This is a genomic window from Paenibacillus sp. MY03 (genome assembly GCF_002165585.1).
Classification (GTDB): Bacteria; Bacillota; Bacilli; order Paenibacillales; family Paenibacillaceae; genus Pristimantibacillus; species Pristimantibacillus agaridevorans.
This window is the reverse complement of record NZ_MXQD01000044.1, coordinates 1-15,215: the sequence shown is the minus strand read 5'-3', so window position 1 is coordinate 15,215 and position 15,215 is coordinate 1. Positions and strand designations below refer to the sequence as shown.

At 51.0% G+C, this 15,215-nt stretch carries 17 protein-coding genes; 2 read left to right on the top strand and 15 right to left on the bottom strand.

Features of this window, described 5'->3' with window-relative positions:
• Positions 1-45 precede the first annotated feature (45 nt).
• The 5 genes from rsmA to B1748_RS27580 form a co-directional block, all read right to left on the bottom strand.
• Positions 46-966, bottom strand: a complete 921-nt coding sequence (rsmA, locus tag B1748_RS27600; RefSeq protein WP_087571177.1) for a 16S rRNA (adenine(1518)-N(6)/adenine(1519)-N(6))-dimethyltransferase RsmA — start codon at positions 964-966, stop codon at positions 46-48.
• A gap of 2 nt (positions 967-968) precedes the next feature.
• Positions 969-1,523: a ribonuclease M5 gene (rnmV, locus tag B1748_RS27595; protein ID WP_087571191.1), complete on the bottom strand. Its 555-nt coding sequence runs from the start codon at positions 1,521-1,523 to the stop codon at positions 969-971.
• Positions 1,524-1,668: 145 nt separating this feature from the next.
• Complete coding sequence (locus B1748_RS27590) at positions 1,669-2,817, bottom strand: resuscitation-promoting factor (protein WP_179215860.1); 1,149 nt, start codon at positions 2,815-2,817, stop codon at positions 1,669-1,671.
• A 438-nt stretch (positions 2,818-3,255) separates the two neighbouring features.
• Complete coding sequence (locus tag B1748_RS27585; protein ID WP_087571176.1) at positions 3,256-4,035, bottom strand: TatD family hydrolase; 780 nt, start codon at positions 4,033-4,035, stop codon at positions 3,256-3,258.
• A 14-nt stretch (positions 4,036-4,049) separates the two neighbouring features.
• Positions 4,050-5,348 (bottom strand): HD domain-containing protein, encoded by a 1,299-nt coding sequence (locus tag B1748_RS27580; protein WP_087571175.1) that lies wholly within the window; start codon positions 5,346-5,348, stop codon positions 4,050-4,052.
• Between the two features lie 268 nt (positions 5,349-5,616).
• Here B1748_RS27580 and B1748_RS27575 point away from each other — a divergent pair, with 268 nt between their 5' ends.
• Positions 5,617-5,871, top strand: coding sequence for an AbrB/MazE/SpoVT family DNA-binding domain-containing protein (locus B1748_RS27575; RefSeq protein WP_012772023.1), 255 nt, complete (start codon positions 5,617-5,619; stop codon positions 5,869-5,871).
• 118 nt (positions 5,872-5,989) lie between these two features.
• Here B1748_RS27575 and rsmI read toward each other — a convergent pair whose 3' ends face one another.
• The 10 genes from rsmI to B1748_RS27525 form a co-directional block, all read right to left on the bottom strand.
• A complete protein-coding gene (rsmI, locus tag B1748_RS27570; RefSeq protein WP_087571174.1) occupies positions 5,990-6,889 on the bottom strand; it encodes a 16S rRNA (cytidine(1402)-2'-O)-methyltransferase in 900 nt (299 codons plus the stop codon).
• Positions 6,886-7,656, bottom strand: coding sequence for a tRNA1(Val) (adenine(37)-N6)-methyltransferase (locus B1748_RS27565; RefSeq protein ID WP_087571173.1), 771 nt, complete (start codon positions 7,654-7,656; stop codon positions 6,886-6,888). The genes rsmI and B1748_RS27565 overlap by 4 nt, the downstream gene beginning before the upstream one ends.
• A gap of 95 nt (positions 7,657-7,751) precedes the next feature.
• Positions 7,752-8,159, bottom strand: coding sequence for an initiation-control protein YabA (locus tag B1748_RS27560; RefSeq protein WP_087571189.1), 408 nt, complete (start codon positions 8,157-8,159; stop codon positions 7,752-7,754).
• 62 nt (positions 8,160-8,221) lie between these two features.
• Positions 8,222-9,025 (bottom strand): PSP1 domain-containing protein, encoded by an 804-nt coding sequence (locus tag B1748_RS27555; protein WP_087571172.1) that lies wholly within the window; start codon positions 9,023-9,025, stop codon positions 8,222-8,224.
• 3 nt (positions 9,026-9,028) lie between these two features.
• A complete protein-coding gene (holB, locus tag B1748_RS27550) occupies positions 9,029-10,015 on the bottom strand; it encodes a DNA polymerase III subunit delta' (RefSeq protein ID WP_087571171.1) in 987 nt (328 codons plus the stop codon).
• A 31-nt stretch (positions 10,016-10,046) separates the two neighbouring features.
• Positions 10,047-10,490, bottom strand: a complete 444-nt coding sequence (locus B1748_RS27545) for a YaaR family protein (RefSeq protein ID WP_087571170.1) — start codon at positions 10,488-10,490, stop codon at positions 10,047-10,049.
• A 15-nt stretch (positions 10,491-10,505) separates the two neighbouring features.
• The gene (locus tag B1748_RS27540; RefSeq protein ID WP_087571169.1) at positions 10,506-10,835 is read right to left on the bottom strand and encodes a cyclic-di-AMP receptor; all 330 of its coding nucleotides are present in this window, start codon (positions 10,833-10,835) and stop codon (positions 10,506-10,508) included.
• Between the two features lie 181 nt (positions 10,836-11,016).
• Complete coding sequence (tmk, locus tag B1748_RS27535) at positions 11,017-11,649, bottom strand: dTMP kinase (RefSeq protein WP_087571168.1); 633 nt, start codon at positions 11,647-11,649, stop codon at positions 11,017-11,019.
• A gap of 103 nt (positions 11,650-11,752) precedes the next feature.
• Entirely contained in the window at positions 11,753-13,351 is a 1,599-nt protein-coding gene (locus tag B1748_RS27530) for an aminotransferase class I/II-fold pyridoxal phosphate-dependent enzyme (protein ID WP_087571167.1), read from the bottom strand.
• Between the two features lie 219 nt (positions 13,352-13,570).
• Positions 13,571-13,762: a sigma factor G inhibitor Gin gene (locus tag B1748_RS27525; RefSeq protein WP_087571166.1), complete on the bottom strand. Its 192-nt coding sequence runs from the start codon at positions 13,760-13,762 to the stop codon at positions 13,571-13,573.
• Positions 13,763-14,029: 267 nt separating this feature from the next.
• Here B1748_RS27525 and B1748_RS27520 point away from each other — a divergent pair, with 267 nt between their 5' ends.
• Positions 14,030-14,560, top strand: coding sequence for a hypothetical protein (locus B1748_RS27520; RefSeq protein ID WP_087571165.1), 531 nt, complete (start codon positions 14,030-14,032; stop codon positions 14,558-14,560).
• Positions 14,561-15,215 lie beyond the last annotated feature (655 nt).

The following is a 15,215-nucleotide window of genomic DNA, read 5'->3' as shown; positions in this document are numbered from 1 at the left end:
TATGGGCAGATGGAGCGAATGGTGAGCGATTCTGCAACTTGCCGTTTACAACGACAGCTTCGCCTCCAGGAGAGCCCGGCTAAGCCGCGCGAATTCCTCCAGCGAGAGCGTCTCTCCCCGGCGGCCAGGATCGATGCCAATGCCGCCCAGAAGGCCACCAAGCGCCTCCCGGTTCTCTTTGCCTACGAAAGCCGTGAGATTGTTGGCCAGCGTCTTGCGGCGCTGCGCAAAGCTTGCCTGTACGACGCGGAAGAAAAAGGCTTCGTCCGGCACGTCTACCGCAGGCTTCTCTCTCACTGTCAGCTTGATGACGGCGGAGTCTACGTTAGGCTGCGGGATAAAGACGGTATGCGGAACGGTGCATACCAGCTCCGGCACGCAATAATATTGGACGGCTACGCTTAGGCTTCCGTATTCCTTGCCTCCCGGCTTCGCGGCCATCCGCTGCGCGACTTCCTTCTGAATCATGACGACGATGTTCTCCAGCGGCAGACGCTCCTCAAGCAGCTTCATGAGGATCGGCGTCGTTACGTAATAAGGCAGGTTCGCCACGACGCTGACGCCGGAGAGGCCTTCGAATTGACTGCGAAACAGCTCCTGCAAGTCAATCTTGAGCACGTCGCCGTGAATGACCGTCACATGCCCCTGCTCGGCGAACAGATCGTCTAATATCGGAATAAGCCGCTGATCGATCTCGATAGCCGTCACGCGGCCAGCCGTCTCCGCCAGGCGCCCTGTCAACGCGCCAATGCCCGGGCCGATCTCCAGCGCCCCTTTGGACTCGTTCAATCCGGCCGCCGCGACGATGTTGTTCAGCACGTTGCGATCGATCAAGAAGTTCTGTCCGAGACTCTTTTTGAAAGAGAAGCCGTATTTCGCGATAATTTCTTTGGTTCGCTTAGGCGTGCCCACATCCGATGCCGATCTTGCGCCTTGCCCGCTTCTGTTCCCTTGTTCCGTCTCCATATTTAAGACCCCTCCGCTTTCTGTTCCATCTCCCGGAGCGCGTCCACGAATTCGCTCTTCGTAATCTGGAAGCTTGTACACCGCTTAAAGAATTGTTTGCCGTTCGCGTATCCGATCCCGAGCAGCTTGCCCATAATCAGCCTTCTGCGCGCCGCATCGGAATGGACGATCAGCCCGGCTTCCATAAGGTCCTCCCAAGTGATCTCGCCCCCCTCGCCGCTAAGCGCCTCCGTGCGCAGCTCCGATAAAGCCTGTCGGATGGCGTCCGGGCTCGCGTTCTCGATGCCGATATCGCCTTTATAGGATGCCTTCTCTTGAGGCAGGAATGCGTGCTTGCAGCCTGGCGCGTGACGGGCGACAATCTTTCGGATGCGCTCGCCGGCATGATCCGGATCGGTAAATATAATGACGCCTCTGCGTTCGTTCGCAAGCGCAATCCGGCGAAGCACGTCTTCGCCGATGGCGGAACCGTTCGTCTCGATCGTGTCGGCTTCAACAGCCCGTTTGATAGCAGCCGTGTCGTCCTTACCCTCCACTACAATGATTTCCTTAATCAATCTGACCATCCCCGCTTTCTGCCGTCTTTCCCTTGCTTTCTTCTTTATTTTCGCGAGAAAAAAGAAGAAAGAAGAGGCGTCGCCTCTTCTTATGATGGCATATTTAGTTCAACATTACGATAGCTTCATCCGAAGCTTAGGCAGGTTAGCTTGCCGATGGTTTGTTCGGACCCAGCACATAAACCGTGTAGCCCGTCTTCTTGCCGAACTTGTTCGCATAGCTGGTGCTATCGAAATACACATCGATTTTGTTGCCTTTTACGGCGCTGCCCTTGTCTTCGGCGCGGCGGAAGCCGATGCCTTCGATGTATACCCACCATCCCATCGGGATGACGGTTGGATCGACTGCGATCGTCCGGCCTTCCTGTACCTTCGTACCGGATGCCGTAAGGCCGTATTGCGGATGGTCCTCGTCTTTGCCTGTCGATTCGACGCCCGCGGTATACGCGGTAAGCGTCACGTTCTTCAACACTTTCTTCGCGCTGAAGGTAAGGTCGTCTTTCGTTACCGTAGTCACGCTTGGGCTCTTGTTCGACAGAACCGTGACTTTCGGTTCCGGCTTCTTCGTGCCTATGGCGACGATTTGGTCAACGGCAGCCGTCTGCACAACTTCGCTTACGACCTGGCTTGCGACAAGCACGCCGTCTTCGTATTGCTCCTTGGATTGCTCGATCAAAACGCCGCTCTTGCCGGTTTGGATGACCTTCTCCTTACCCTTCTCCAGCGTCGGATCTTCTTTCTTCACGATAGAGAACGGAACATCCTTTTCGAGTGCCGACACCTTCGTGTCTACCCGAACGATTGTTACAAGCTCATCCTCTGCCACTTCCGCGGACAGAGGCGGATTTATTTTATCATCACTGCGGACGGTTATATCCAATTTCTCGATCGCCGCTCCAACCGTCTTCTCTGTCGTGTACACCGTAGATGTCTTGCCATCTGCTTTTACAATAACGGGAATCGCATGATCGACCTCGAACCGGTCGCCGTCCTTAATCGGTGAATTAAGCGGGACTGACACTTTGTCGTGCGGTCCTATTGTAATAGCTTGTTCATCCAGTAGGCGTTGCAGGACCCATTGTTTCGTTTCGACAACGGTTTCTTGTCCATTCACTACTACGGAGACGCTCTTGACAGCCGTTCCGTACAACAACACCAAAAACATGAAAGTCATAGCGATTGAGATTACTGCACTTAACATAATCAAACGCAAGTTTCCATGCTTCCATCGCATTGCGAAAGTCATGCTGGATGATCGCTTCCCATGGGTGTCCTTCTTCTTACTCAGGCCCACTTCCTCGGTCCTCCTTCATAGCCCCGCCGCCAAGTGTTACGCATGTTACAACTGACGCGACTATAGTATATTGGCGTGCAAGCACGCACTCCAGTCTTGCAGACTCTCACCTCCCTGATTAACCCTATGACGACTACTAACCGAATATTCGGGACATGCTAGAGGTTGTCGTCAAAGTGGAGCACATGTGGTAGGCGCCTTAGCGTTCACTACCCGGGAATGTGGAGAGGTTATTTTGAGGGTGCAAAAATGTCTGCTCGGCTGGAAATCCAATACAAAATGTAAAGCTCTGATACGAATCATACCTTCATCGGAGCCCAGTTGTAAAGAAGCGATAAAATGCGATTTTCACGAAAAAAGCAGGAAAACTCCGAATAAATAGTTGAATTCAGCCCCAAAAATCAGTTTTTTTGCATGAAAGGTCTCGTTTTCTCGCTTTTAGACTGACTTTCCTTCGATGCCAAAACAATTTTTACCGTTTTTCATCGTGATTTGAGCCAATTCCTCCACCGAGATGCCCTTAATTTCGGCTGCGGCGGCAGCCACAAAAGCCACATATGCAGACTCATTCCTCTTCCCTCTATTTGGATGAGGAGTAAGATATGGGGAGTCGGTTTCGATCAATAATCGATCCATCGGAACCCTCTCGAGCACCTCTTTTGGAACCCTTGCATTTTTGTACGTAACCGGTCCTCCGAACGAAATATAGAAATTCATATCAAGACATTGTTTTGCAGTATCCCAGCTCCCGGAAAAACAATGCATGACACCCCCGATTTCCTTCGCGTCTTCCTCCTTCAGAATACGAATAACATCCTCATGGGCATCCCGATTATGAATGACGATCGGCTTCTTTACCTTTTTGGCCAGTCGAATCTGTTCCCGAAATACGCGATGCTGTACGTCTTTCGGCGATGTGTCCCAGTGGTAATCCAGTCCGATCTCGCCGATCGCGACTACCTTGTTATGGCTGGAAAGACGTTCGATCCACTCCAGATCCTCCGGCTTCATATCGATGCTGTCCACAGGATGCCATCCTACCGCCGCGTAGATAAACGGATATCGCTCCGCCAGTTCGATTGTTAATGGTATACTTCTCCTGTCACATCCTATGTTTACCATAAGACTGACTCCGGCAGCGCGAGCCCTGTCGATTACCTGCTCCCGATCTTCGTCAAATTGTCTAGCGTCCAGATGCGTATGCGTGTCGAATAACATGATGTCCATCTCCTTTAATCCAGTTGGAATAACTTCCTCATTCGGTCGGATAGCTGCGCCTTATTGGCCCGCAACGGCTCCTCCGGGTAATACAAATGATACTTTCCTTGATGCAAGCCTGTAATGGAACGAACAATGTCGGATTTCAAGGAAATCTCGCTTATTTCATCATGCTCGTCCAGCAACAAAATTGGCGCTTTTTCCCGTTTTTCCCCTTCCTGCCGATCCGGTCGGTATACATCATAAGGAAGATCGAAAGGGAAGTCGATCTCCATATGATAATCCGGATTCAGACCGATGGATTCCAGGGTAGCGGCAACCTCGCCAAGCAATAATTCATCCGGTTGATCGATGGTTACATATTTATAGAGCTGCCTGTTTAAAAATCGATGGCACAGGTCGCTGAGCAGCGGATCGGCTTCCTGCTCCCACTCGGAGAAGGCCGTCTGAGCGAGCGCCTCGTCAAGCTTCAAATAATCCTTCAGCTCGAGCGTATTGTCCAAAAGCTGCTTAATGGAACGTGTCATCCAGCCAAACTGGTAGCCTTCCGCGTTTAATTGCTGCGCTCTTCGAAAAATTTGTCTCAATATAATCTCCGAGCTGCGCGTAACGGGATGGAAGTATATTTGCCAATACATCTGGTAGCGCGACATAAGATAATGCTCGACGGCATGCATGCCGCTATCCTTCACTACAATTTTTCCTTTATAAGGACGCAATACCCGCAATATGCGTTCCAGGTCGAACGTGCCGTAGTTAACGCCCGTGAAGTAGGCGTCGCGCAGCAGATAATCCATTCGGTCCGCATCCATCTGGCTGGAGATGAGACTGACGACGATCGGCTTCGGATACTTCTTCTTAATGACGGCCGCAACCTGCGAAGGAAACTCTTCGGAAACGGAGCGAAGCACGCCATTTATTTCAGTTTCTCCCATTAATATGGCGCATGTCCACTCCTCGTGATCCGTATCGAAGATCTCCTCCAGCGAATGGGAGAACGGACCGTGTCCTACGTCATGGAGAAGCGCCGCGCACAAGGAGACAAGCCTTTCTTCCTTCGGCCAGTCGGGATAGCCGTAGCGCTCGAATTGCGAAATAATGCGGCGCGTAATTTCGTAGACGCCAAGAGAATGGGAGAACCGGCTATGCTCCGCGCCGTGAAAGGTTAAGTAGGTTGTCCCAAGCTGCCGGATCCGGCGCAGTCGCTGGAACTCTTTTGTATTAATCAGGCTCCATATCGTCTCATCTTGGACGTACACATAATGATGGACGGGATCCTTAAATACCTTTTCCTCCTTAAGTTGACCGTTCATTTCCTCATCTCCTTCTGTTCATAAATTCGACACAGTTTTATCGACTTTTGTCGAATAATGTCGTAATTAAGTTTCCAATTTGTCGAAGCTGTTGTATTCTATTACATAGAATATTATCTGCTATAGTGGGTAATATCCTTATAACAGCACGCTATCTGCTGATTTTTACAGGTTGACTGTTATGGGAAGAGTTGGTATTATAGTAACATGAATTTATAAAATATTGTCGAACATTGACGAATATATTATCTGAGGGGAATGATGAATGATGATGAAATCTACTGGTATCGTTCGTAAGGTCGATGAGCTTGGGCGCGTTGTTATTCCAATCGAATTACGCCGTACGCTTGGCATTGGCGAGAAGGACGCTCTCGAGATTTATGTAGATGGCGAACGCATCATGCTTAAGAAATACGAGCCTGCATGTATCTTCTGCGGCAACGCCGAAAACGTGTCGTACTTCAAAGGAAAAATTGTTTGCCATATTTGTTTATCAGAAATGCCTTCTCCTGTGACAAAATAAAAAAAATCGGTTATAATCATTATATCCACATGTTAATTCTAACCTTTTTATACTCCTTGATGCCTTCCTGCGCTAGAACCCGGCCAGGAAGGTCCTTTTTTTTGTCCGGATAATTCGGTCAGCGGTTCACTTCATTATATACGTCCCGCTTCGGCAGACCACGATCCGTCGCTGCTTGCTTAATGGCATCCTTCCTGCTCATCTCAGCTTCATAGTGGGCCACATGCTCCTCCAGGCCAAGCTTCGACCACCAAGCTTCTGGATTCGCAAGACCGTTGCCCGCTTCCCCCTCGCTTGCGCCTTCTACCACGATACAGAATTCACCGAGCGGCTGATGCTCCTCGAACCATGCGATACATTCCGAGACCGTACCTCTGATAGCCTCTTCATGCCGCTTCGTCAGCTCGCGAATAACGGCAATCCGTCGATCGCCGATACTCTCCAGCATTTCGCCAAGCGTCTTCTTGATACGGTGCGGCGATTCATAAAAGAGCAGCGTGGACCTGAGGGCAGACAGCTCGGTCAGACGTTTCTGAAGCGACTTCCTCTCCCTTGGCGGAAATCCGGCAAATGTAAATGTGTCAGTCGGCAGACCGGACATAATGAGCGCGGACAAAGCGGCATTCGCCCCCGGAATAGGAATAACGGCGATATCCTGTTCTACGGCATCGCGGACAAGGTCGGCTCCTGGATCAGAGATGGCAGGCAGACCGGCATCGCTGACAATCGCAATGGATTGACCTTCCAGCAACAACCGTATCAGCTCCGGACCACTCGCTTCCTTATTATGCTCATGATAACTCACCAGTCGCGTATGAATTTCGAAATGAGACAGCAGCTTCCTCGTCTGCCGGGTATCTTCCGCTGCAATGAGGTCCACTTCCTTGAGCGTGCGGATTGCCCGCATGGTCATATCCTCCAGATTGCCGATCGGCGTCCCCACCAAGAAAAGACTGCCCGGTGCAGACTTGCCTGAGGCAACCGCTTGCGGAGCGTCGTAGCTTTTTTGCCTGTTCATACGATCTGTACCCCCTCGTCGTTATACACCATTATAGGCGGAAGCAGTCTGATGTCAGGTTTCCCGTCACGCGTTGCTTCTATTAATATCATATTGGCCTCGGACCTTGTATTGGGATGTACGAATTGGATCCGCTTGGGCTCCAGCCTATAACGCCGCATCGTCTCCACGATATCCAGCATCCTCGAAGGACGATGCACCATAAACAACTTGCCCCCGGGGCGCAGCAGCCTGCAGCAGGCGCTGGCTATATCCTCGATCGTACAATGGATCTCATGTCTCGCGATCGCATAATGTTCGTTCACGTTCTGATCTCCAGCCGTGACAGGCATGTAAGGGGGATTGACGGTAATAGCGTCGTAAATGCCGTTGCCAGCCGTCTTCGCAAATTCCCTGAGATCCTCTCGTATCACGGTAATTTGCTCCTGCAGCCCATTTATCTCCACGCTCCTCCTGGCCATGTCGGCCAGTCGCGGTTGAATCTCGATGGCATCCATCCTTGCCTCCGTTCCGGCCGACATCAGGATGGGAATAACTCCGTTGCCGGAGCATAGATCCGCAACTCGGCCCCGCTTCGGAAGGCTGGCGAATCTGGATAACAAGACAGCATCCAGCGAGAAGCTGAAGACTTCGCGGCTCTGTATAATTCTAAGCCCTGTATCCGTCAGCAGATCATCGATCCGCTCCCCGGGCAATAAACCGATCTTTTGATCCTCCCGTTGCGCAGACTGACTAATGGATGAATCATTTGGCTTTAATTGCGTCATCTTCGTGTTCTCCTTATTTAGAAAATCTTATGTTTCCCTATAATTTAAAAAATGACCGTCCCCTCAGGTAAGGACGGCCCGTCGATACATACTGCTTATTTATTTAGGAACGACAGGCAGAACAAGCAATCGCCTTCGGTACGGAGATGACCGTAGTAGACGTTGCAGATATGGAACCCTTCGTGATAAAGCCTTGTCAGGTTGTCATATCCTTCTCCAATCGCGGCACCGTTGTCGTCGTGTTCCATATTGCCAATTATTATCTCGGCAGAAGTTCCGTTATGCTGTTCCATCGCCTGAGTCGAAGCTGCCGGAACGGTTTCCCGATCGGGGGCGGTCTCCCGCTTCAGCACAAGCCTTAGCTGATGATTTTCCATGCTCAGCTGATTGTTCTCTTCAAGCAATTGTTTGATAATCTGCTTGAGCGCACTGAATTGGGCATGGAACTCCCCTATCTGGCTATCCAATTGATCCATCTGTTTAAATATATCTTTTTTCTCCAAGTCCCCACCCCAGAGCATCAAGCGCGAGTATCTCTCGCCTGTCAGATTGTTAACGCCGCCGTCTACTTCACGACAACATCATCAAGCGGCAGTTCCTTCGGCTTGCCCGGTACATCAAACAGTGATACATATACGCTCTTCGTGGATGCGTTGATGCCCGTAACCTTGCCTTCCCCGTAAGATGTCACGACGATCTTGCCGATGGCCGGCAATTCCTCGCGTACGCTCTCGTAATTGTCATGCTCATACTTCAAGCAACACATAAGTCTCCCGCATAATCCGGAGATCTTGGTCGGATTAAGCGACAGATTTTGATCCTTGGCCATCTTGATCGAGACCGGTTCGAAATCGCCAAGCCACGAAGAGCAGCAGAGCACCCGCCCGCATGGTCCGATACCGCCTAACATCTTCGCCTCGTCCCTTACGCCGATCTGACGCAGCTCGATCCGGGTACGGAATACGCTGGCGAGATCCTTGACCAGCTCGCGGAAGTCGACGCGTCCTTCGGCGGTAAAGTAGAAAATGATTTTATTGCGGTCGAACGTAAATTCGACATCAACCAGCTTCATGCGAAGCTGATGGCTCTTAATCTTGTCAAGACAGGTCGTGAACGCACCCTTAGCGGCGTTGCGATTCTCTTCGACGATCTGAGCGTCAGAATCGCTTGCTATGCGAATAACCTTCTTGAGAGGGAGAACAACATCCGATTCACCGACTTGCTTCTGTCCCACCACCACTTTACCGTATTCGATTCCCCGCGCGGTCTCAACAATAACATGTTGTTCTTTGTCTACGGGATGTTCGACCGGATCAAAGTAATAGATCTTGCCCGCTTTCTTAAAGCGGACACCGACGACATTATACAAGGATTAGCCCTCCTGTAAGTGTACCAATAATTGCTCAAATGCGAGCTGAGGCGATACGTTCGCCCGAATGCGCTTGCCCGCCTCCAATATATGCTCCATGCAGGATACCCATCCTGCAAAGGAACGGTCGTACGCGTGACTGCTTATCCAATCCAACTGATCTATGAAAACAATCTTGTCCTGCCTTCCGGCCTGGAACTGTGTAAAGTCTTTAAACCATAGTGTAAGCAAAGATAGCAGCATATCCATACCGGCGCTCAAATCCGTCTTGAATAGCTGCTGCTGGGCAGTGATCATCGCCGCGGTGAATCGGGACAAGCTCTCCTTGCCTAATTGTATCACTAGGTTTCTGATTTCTGCAAACTCATTCTGCTGGAGAATTTGTCTAGCTCCGTCGAGTCCCGAGGACAGATGGACGGCTGCTCTTGCAAGAAGCGGAGAAGCCCCCTCCAAGACAAGCTTCTCCAGCATACTTTCCGGCGGGATCGGCAGGAAGGGCACCCACTGCGTTCTCGAACGGATCGTCGGCAATATGGCTTGTCCATTATCCGTAATGAGAATGGCGACAATCGGCGACAGAGGTTCCTCGAGAAATTTCAACAAACTATTGGCCGCCTGCAGCGTCATCGTCTCGGCTCGTTCGACCAAATATACGGTGCGTTCCGTCTCCGTTCCCCGATACGACAGATTTCGCTGCAGCTCTCTGATCTGGTCGATCTTGATGCTCTGTCCATCGGGAGCAATCGTCAGAAGCGCTGTCTGATTGCCATGCTCGAACTTTCTGCATGCCAGGCATTGCCCGCACGCATCCCAGCCATTCGACGTACAGAACAGCGCCTTCGCGAACGCTTGCGCGGTTGCCATTCTCCCTGTCCCCGAAGGGCCGTTGAACAAATAAGCATGGGAGACGCGGCCGCTTTGCAGCGCATGTTTCAAAATGCGCTGCGCCTTCCACTGGCCTTCGGCTTGCTCCAGTCGTTCAAGACTCATATCATTGTCCTTACCTTTCTTAAAGGAGGTACTAAAACAAAAGATTGATCAAAATCCCGCGGATCTCGCCAATCTTGTTAAGCAGCTCCAATCGTCCTTGCTCGCTGTCGAGCAATTCCTCCGCCATCGACACCAGCGTCTCATCGAGCTCGTCGAGCAGCTTATAGCGCTTTACGCGTCCGCGGCGATCGAAGCCGCGCACTTCCTTAAGCCCAACTCCGCGCTTAACCGTATCCTCCAGAAACTTCTTGACCATGGCCCGATACAGCTTTAGCTCGCGAACCGTCATCAGCTTGGCCAAACGTTCCCCTTGGTTATGAATGTCCTGCAGCTTCTGCTGCAACTGCTCGTTCGTTCTCTGTGCGTTCTGCTGCACCAGGACATCGGAGAAACTAACCGGTTGAACGGGTCTTCCGCCCGTATCTCCGCTTGTTCGGTTCTGGCCCAAAGGTCGCCAGCTTTGATCGACTCTCATCTACGTCACACCCAATCAGAAGTGTTCGAATCTCTCCACCGGCATGACGAATACCGCCGCGCCGCCAATCTGCACCTCAACCGGGAACGGAATGTAGGAATCCGTCGAGCCGCCCATTGGAGACACCGGCGTAACCAATTGATCGCGTACCTTGCAGTTCGCGCTGATTACTTGAAGCACCTCATGCACGCGCTCATCCTCAATCCCGATCATGAACGTCGTATTTCCCGCACGCAGGAATCCGCCTGTACTTGCCAGCTTCGTCGCACGGAATCCCTCTCTTACAAGCGCATTCGACAACCGGTTGCTATCCTTATCCTGAATGACCGCAATAACTAATTTCATCCTCATTCCCCCTCGTTTAAGATTAAATTAGGTCATCGCCTTTGCGTAACGCGCTGCGCCGCCGAAGGACGGCGACAGCCGCTTCACCTTATCCTATGCATTGGGCTGTTATCGGTTACTGGAACTGCTTGGAGCAACCGTATGCCGCAACCGTCATGATGCCGACAATCGTACGTCCTGCCTATCTGTTCAGTCGGTCCATCAGCACCTGCAGCGCTTCTTCGAATACGTCATCCGGAAGCCTGTCCGCGTTTACTGACACGATCCGTTCCGGAAACCGCTCCAGCAGCATCCGATAGCCTTCTCTTACACGCTCGTGGAAGGAATGACGCTCCAGATCGAGACGATTGATCTCTCTGTCCGCTGCCGCATTGATTCGGGAGAGTCCAACCTCAGGCGACACGTCCAGGAACAAAGTTAGTTCCGGCATGATATCTTGTATGGCGAATGTGTTGATCTCCCATACTGCGTCCATCCCAAGACCTCTCGCATGGCCCTGATAAGCCAGACTGCTGTCGACGAACCGATCGCAGATTACGATGGCGCCTTGTTCAAGCGCCGGCAATACCTTCTCCACCAGATGCTGCCTTCTTGAAGCCGCATACAACAACGCTTCGGTTCTAGCATCCATCGCCGTATGCGCAGGATCCAGAATCACGGTCCGAATCTGCTCCGCGATTGGGATGCCGCCCGGCTCGCGCGTCGTCATCACATCCCATCCCTTCTGCTGAAGAACATGGGAGAGACGCTGGATCAGCGTTGTTTTGCCTGATCCTTCGCCGCCTTCTATAGTAATGAAGATTCCTTTAGTCAACTTGCCGTTTCCCCTAACCTACTTGACTTGTACTCTTATTTATTGTAACAAAGCGGACGTGACACCACAACGAAATTCGTTGAATCATGCGCTTTTTCGAGCTTTAGCCCCCAGGTTTTTCCTCATAGACAGCAATTGTGCCCATTCCTGAGTCGACTGCTCCTTGAAAATTGGCTCTTCCGGAAGCTAATCTCTCGATTTCATCTGCCATCGCAATCGTCAATCTCTCTCCTGCATACAATAGCGGAATACCCGGCGGATACGGAACAACCATCTCGGCGACACGGCGGTCTATTGCATCTCGAAGCGGCAGACGGATGCTGGGCTGGTTCCGGTACCATCCTCCGCCGAACGCCACAGGCTCTTCTAATGCAGTCGCAGCCCATACTGCCGAGCTCGATAAATGCCTATTTTCAACTTCTTCCTTTGCTGATCGTCTCATGTTGGGCGCGATGTCTTCCATTTCACTTGCAATTGTTTGATGTACGAATGTTATGGAATCTCTCAACCGCTCCATATGCTCATCGCCAGTACCAATCCCGATCAGCAGCACCACGTATACGTTATCCGACATCTCCGCCCAACAGCCCTTCTCCTCGAGCAGCTGCTGCAGTTGCTTGCCGGTTAAAGTTCCGGTCGAATCATGAAGCACGATTCTAAGCGGATCTCGCTGAAGCGAAGTATGATCTATCATCTCGCTCCTGTCATGCTTGCTACTGACGGTTGCATCCGTTAAGGCGACTTCTTGAAGGAACAGCTTAGCAGCCTTCAGCCAAGCACGGAATGTACGGGCATGTGCTAAGGCAGGCTGGAACAGCTCCTCTTGAAAAAAAGCTATCATTGCTCGGGAAATATCGAGCGATGCCATAATCGGGAACGACGGACTGGAGCTCTGGACGATAGCCAGCGCTTGCTTCAAGCGATCCAGGTTTATTCGATTCCCCTGAATATGGAGCATGGCTCCCATCGTAAGAGCAGGCAGCGTCTTATGCGTCGATTGCACAGCCGCATCCGCTCCCGCTTGCATCGCCGACCGCGGGAACTCACGATGTTGACCGTAATGGGCTCCATGGGCCTCATCCACCAGCAGAGGAACACCGTATCGATGCGCCGTCTCGGCATATCGATTTAATAACTCACCCATGCCATAGTAATTGGGATTCGATAAGAAGACTGCTTTCGCTTGCGGGTGGCGTTGCAGCGCTGCTTCTATCCCGCTAAGGGAAGGGATTACAGCAAGCCCAGAACCTGCATCGCGCTGTGGACTGACGAAAACGGCCGTTGCTCCCGCGAGTTTCAGTCCATTAATGACCGACTTATGTACATTGCGCTGCACGATCACCAGATCACCAGGATCACATACTGCAAGCAGCATAGCCAGATTGCCCGATGTGCTTCCTCCAACCAGAAAAAACGTTGCTTCTGCATGAAAGCTTTGCGCAGCCAAAATCTGCGCCTCTTGGATCGCCGCCTCGGGATGATGCAAATCATCCGTAGAGGATAATTCCGTCACATCGATCCCCATAATGGCATCATAGGTTTGCCTAAAGGCTTCTATTGTATTACCTGTTGAAGTGTTTGCTGCGACTCCGAGCTCCTGCCATACCTGTCCATTCTGATGTCCCGGTACATGAAAACTTTGCGGTCTGCTGCTCGCATGTTTTTTTAATGCTTCATATATAGGTGCATTTATAGGGTTCATTTAGTTGCAATCCCTTCTTCGCCCATAGGGCGGTGTCTGCCTACATTGTAGCGAATGAAAGCACACTCGTAAACGTTGACCGGGAGCAAGGTGAAACGGCTGTCACCGTCTTTTGACATTGCAGCGCGTTTCATCCCGAGATTTATAGATCAAGTATGGAGAAAACTTATACTTTCCTATACTTCAAGAAAAAAAGCAGCCTCTTTATTAGAAGCCGCTTTAAGCATTTTTCTCAACGAGCAATTGTTTCATCTGATGAATAAAAAAAGGATATTTGGCGTCTTGAACGTCGGTCTGTACCATCTCCGTCTCACAATCCTCGCATATAAAACCAGTTACGATAACAATCCCTTCGCCCTCCGCCTTGGGCAATCCACAAATAATGCAATGGTGATCGCGAAATTCATTCATTCCAATCCCCGCTTTCTATCGCCATCGTCTTTACCTACTATTATGGCACATAGTCTATTGAAATATACTTGTTTCATGTGAAAATCTTCTATAGAAGTCTTTCGAGGATGTGCGCCCGCGCGCAACGGTAGTTTTTCTCGTTATCGTATGCCGGATCTGGGCGATTGGTGATTCCTGAGCCCAAATTTGTAGTGCACAACTGTCTATTGCATGCCGATAAATGTAAGGAAGAGGATTGTAAATTCCGGAGAAGAGGACAATCATCCTATGAAGCAATCATTATCCCAGCAACAGAATGCCACTATATATCAGTATCAGCTAGTTAAAAGAGTCATGGTGAGGCAGGAACTGGTTACCAGCCATCTCATAATTGCAGGCATCTTCCTTGGCATCCAGATGCTTGCCTATGGCATGAACGGACTGTTTGCCTGGCTGTTCGGATTCGCAGCTGTTCAGCTGCTTCATATCCTTATCTTATTAGTAACCTTCATACAGGTAGATGAAGCAGCCGATCGCAAGTGGATTTGGCGTATTATCCCGCCATGGATCGGATTCAAGCCGGCTAACGACATTACTTTGCATCTGTTCCGCCGGGTTCATCGCCATCTCTTCTGGCTGGGACTATGCGTTATCGGCGTTGTGTACCCTTGGGCGACGCCTGCGCTCATGATTAGCCTTATAAGCTGGCATACATGGCTGCTCGTACCTCGCATGCTGTTGTCGATATCCTTCCGCAAGCAGCGCAAGGACGGCGTCCTGCGCCTAGAGTCCAAAGAAGCTTCGTACTATCATCGTTAAGTATGTCTCCAGTACAACTTTTACCCCCATTACCCGCAAGGGTAGTGGGGCTTTTTTTTGAGCAAGTTTGTTGGAGGGCAGTATGTCGGTGGCGCCGACTTATTTACGGGATATGGTGCGTCTAAGGGGGGATGCCGCTCTCACCGACTTATTTGCGAAAAATGATGTGTTTGGAGCTCAGTAAATCGGTCTCACCGACTTATTTGCAGAAAATGGTGCGGTTGGTGCTCAGTATGTCGGTGGCGCAAACTTAATTGCGGAAAATGATGCGGTTGGTGAGCATTACGTCGATCTCACCGACTTATTTAGGAGAAATGGTGCGGTTGGTGCTCAGTAAGTCGGTCGGATTATTTGGGGAAAATGGTGCATTTGGAGCTCAGTATGCCGGTCTCACCGACTTAATTTCGAGTAATCATGGGTTTTGGAGACCGTATGCCGGTGGCGCCGACTTAGGTGAGGGAGTTAGTGTGTTTAGTTGAAAGGTTGTCGGCGTGAGCGACAACCGCTGCTTGGCGATGTCCATTCCGCACCGGGTGTGAGTTGGCTTCGAAGCAATCGCATCCCCGGTCGGCGTCTGAACCTACCTCTAAGGCCGGGCCAACATCATCGAATTGCATCGATCAGAGGGTTCGGACACTCTCCCCACTAGGGAGAG

What these genes read in the sequence shown, in the direction of transcription:
- rsmA (WP_087571177.1), bottom strand. Translation starts at nt 966, where the DNA reads ATGGAGACGGAACAAGGGAACAGAAGCGGGCAAGGCGCAAGATCGGCA.
- B1748_RS27585 (WP_087571176.1), bottom strand. Translation starts at nt 4,035, where the DNA reads ATGTTATTCGACACGCATACGCATCTGGACGCTAGACAATTTGACGAA.
- B1748_RS27580 (WP_087571175.1), bottom strand. Translation starts at nt 5,348, where the DNA reads ATGAACGGTCAACTTAAGGAGGAAAAGGTATTTAAGGATCCCGTCCAT.
- B1748_RS27575 (WP_012772023.1), top strand. Translation starts at nt 5,617, where the DNA reads ATGATGAAATCTACTGGTATCGTTCGTAAGGTCGATGAGCTTGGGCGC.
- rsmI (WP_087571174.1), bottom strand. Translation starts at nt 6,889, where the DNA reads ATGAACAGGCAAAAAAGCTACGACGCTCCGCAAGCGGTTGCCTCAGGC.
- B1748_RS27565 (WP_087571173.1), bottom strand. Translation starts at nt 7,656, where the DNA reads ATGACGCAATTAAAGCCAAATGATTCATCCATTAGTCAGTCTGCGCAA.
- holB (WP_087571171.1), bottom strand. Translation starts at nt 10,015, where the DNA reads ATGAGTCTTGAACGACTGGAGCAAGCCGAAGGCCAGTGGAAGGCGCAG.
- B1748_RS27545 (WP_087571170.1), bottom strand. Translation starts at nt 10,490, where the DNA reads ATGAGAGTCGATCAAAGCTGGCGACCTTTGGGCCAGAACCGAACAAGC.
- B1748_RS27540 (WP_087571169.1), bottom strand. Translation starts at nt 10,835, where the DNA reads ATGAAATTAGTTATTGCGGTCATTCAGGATAAGGATAGCAACCGGTTG.
- B1748_RS27530 (WP_087571167.1), bottom strand. Translation starts at nt 13,351, where the DNA reads ATGAACCCTATAAATGCACCTATATATGAAGCATTAAAAAAACATGCG.
- B1748_RS27525 (WP_087571166.1), bottom strand. Translation starts at nt 13,762, where the DNA reads ATGAATGAATTTCGCGATCACCATTGCATTATTTGTGGATTGCCCAAG.
- B1748_RS27520 (WP_087571165.1), top strand. Translation starts at nt 14,030, where the DNA reads ATGAAGCAATCATTATCCCAGCAACAGAATGCCACTATATATCAGTAT.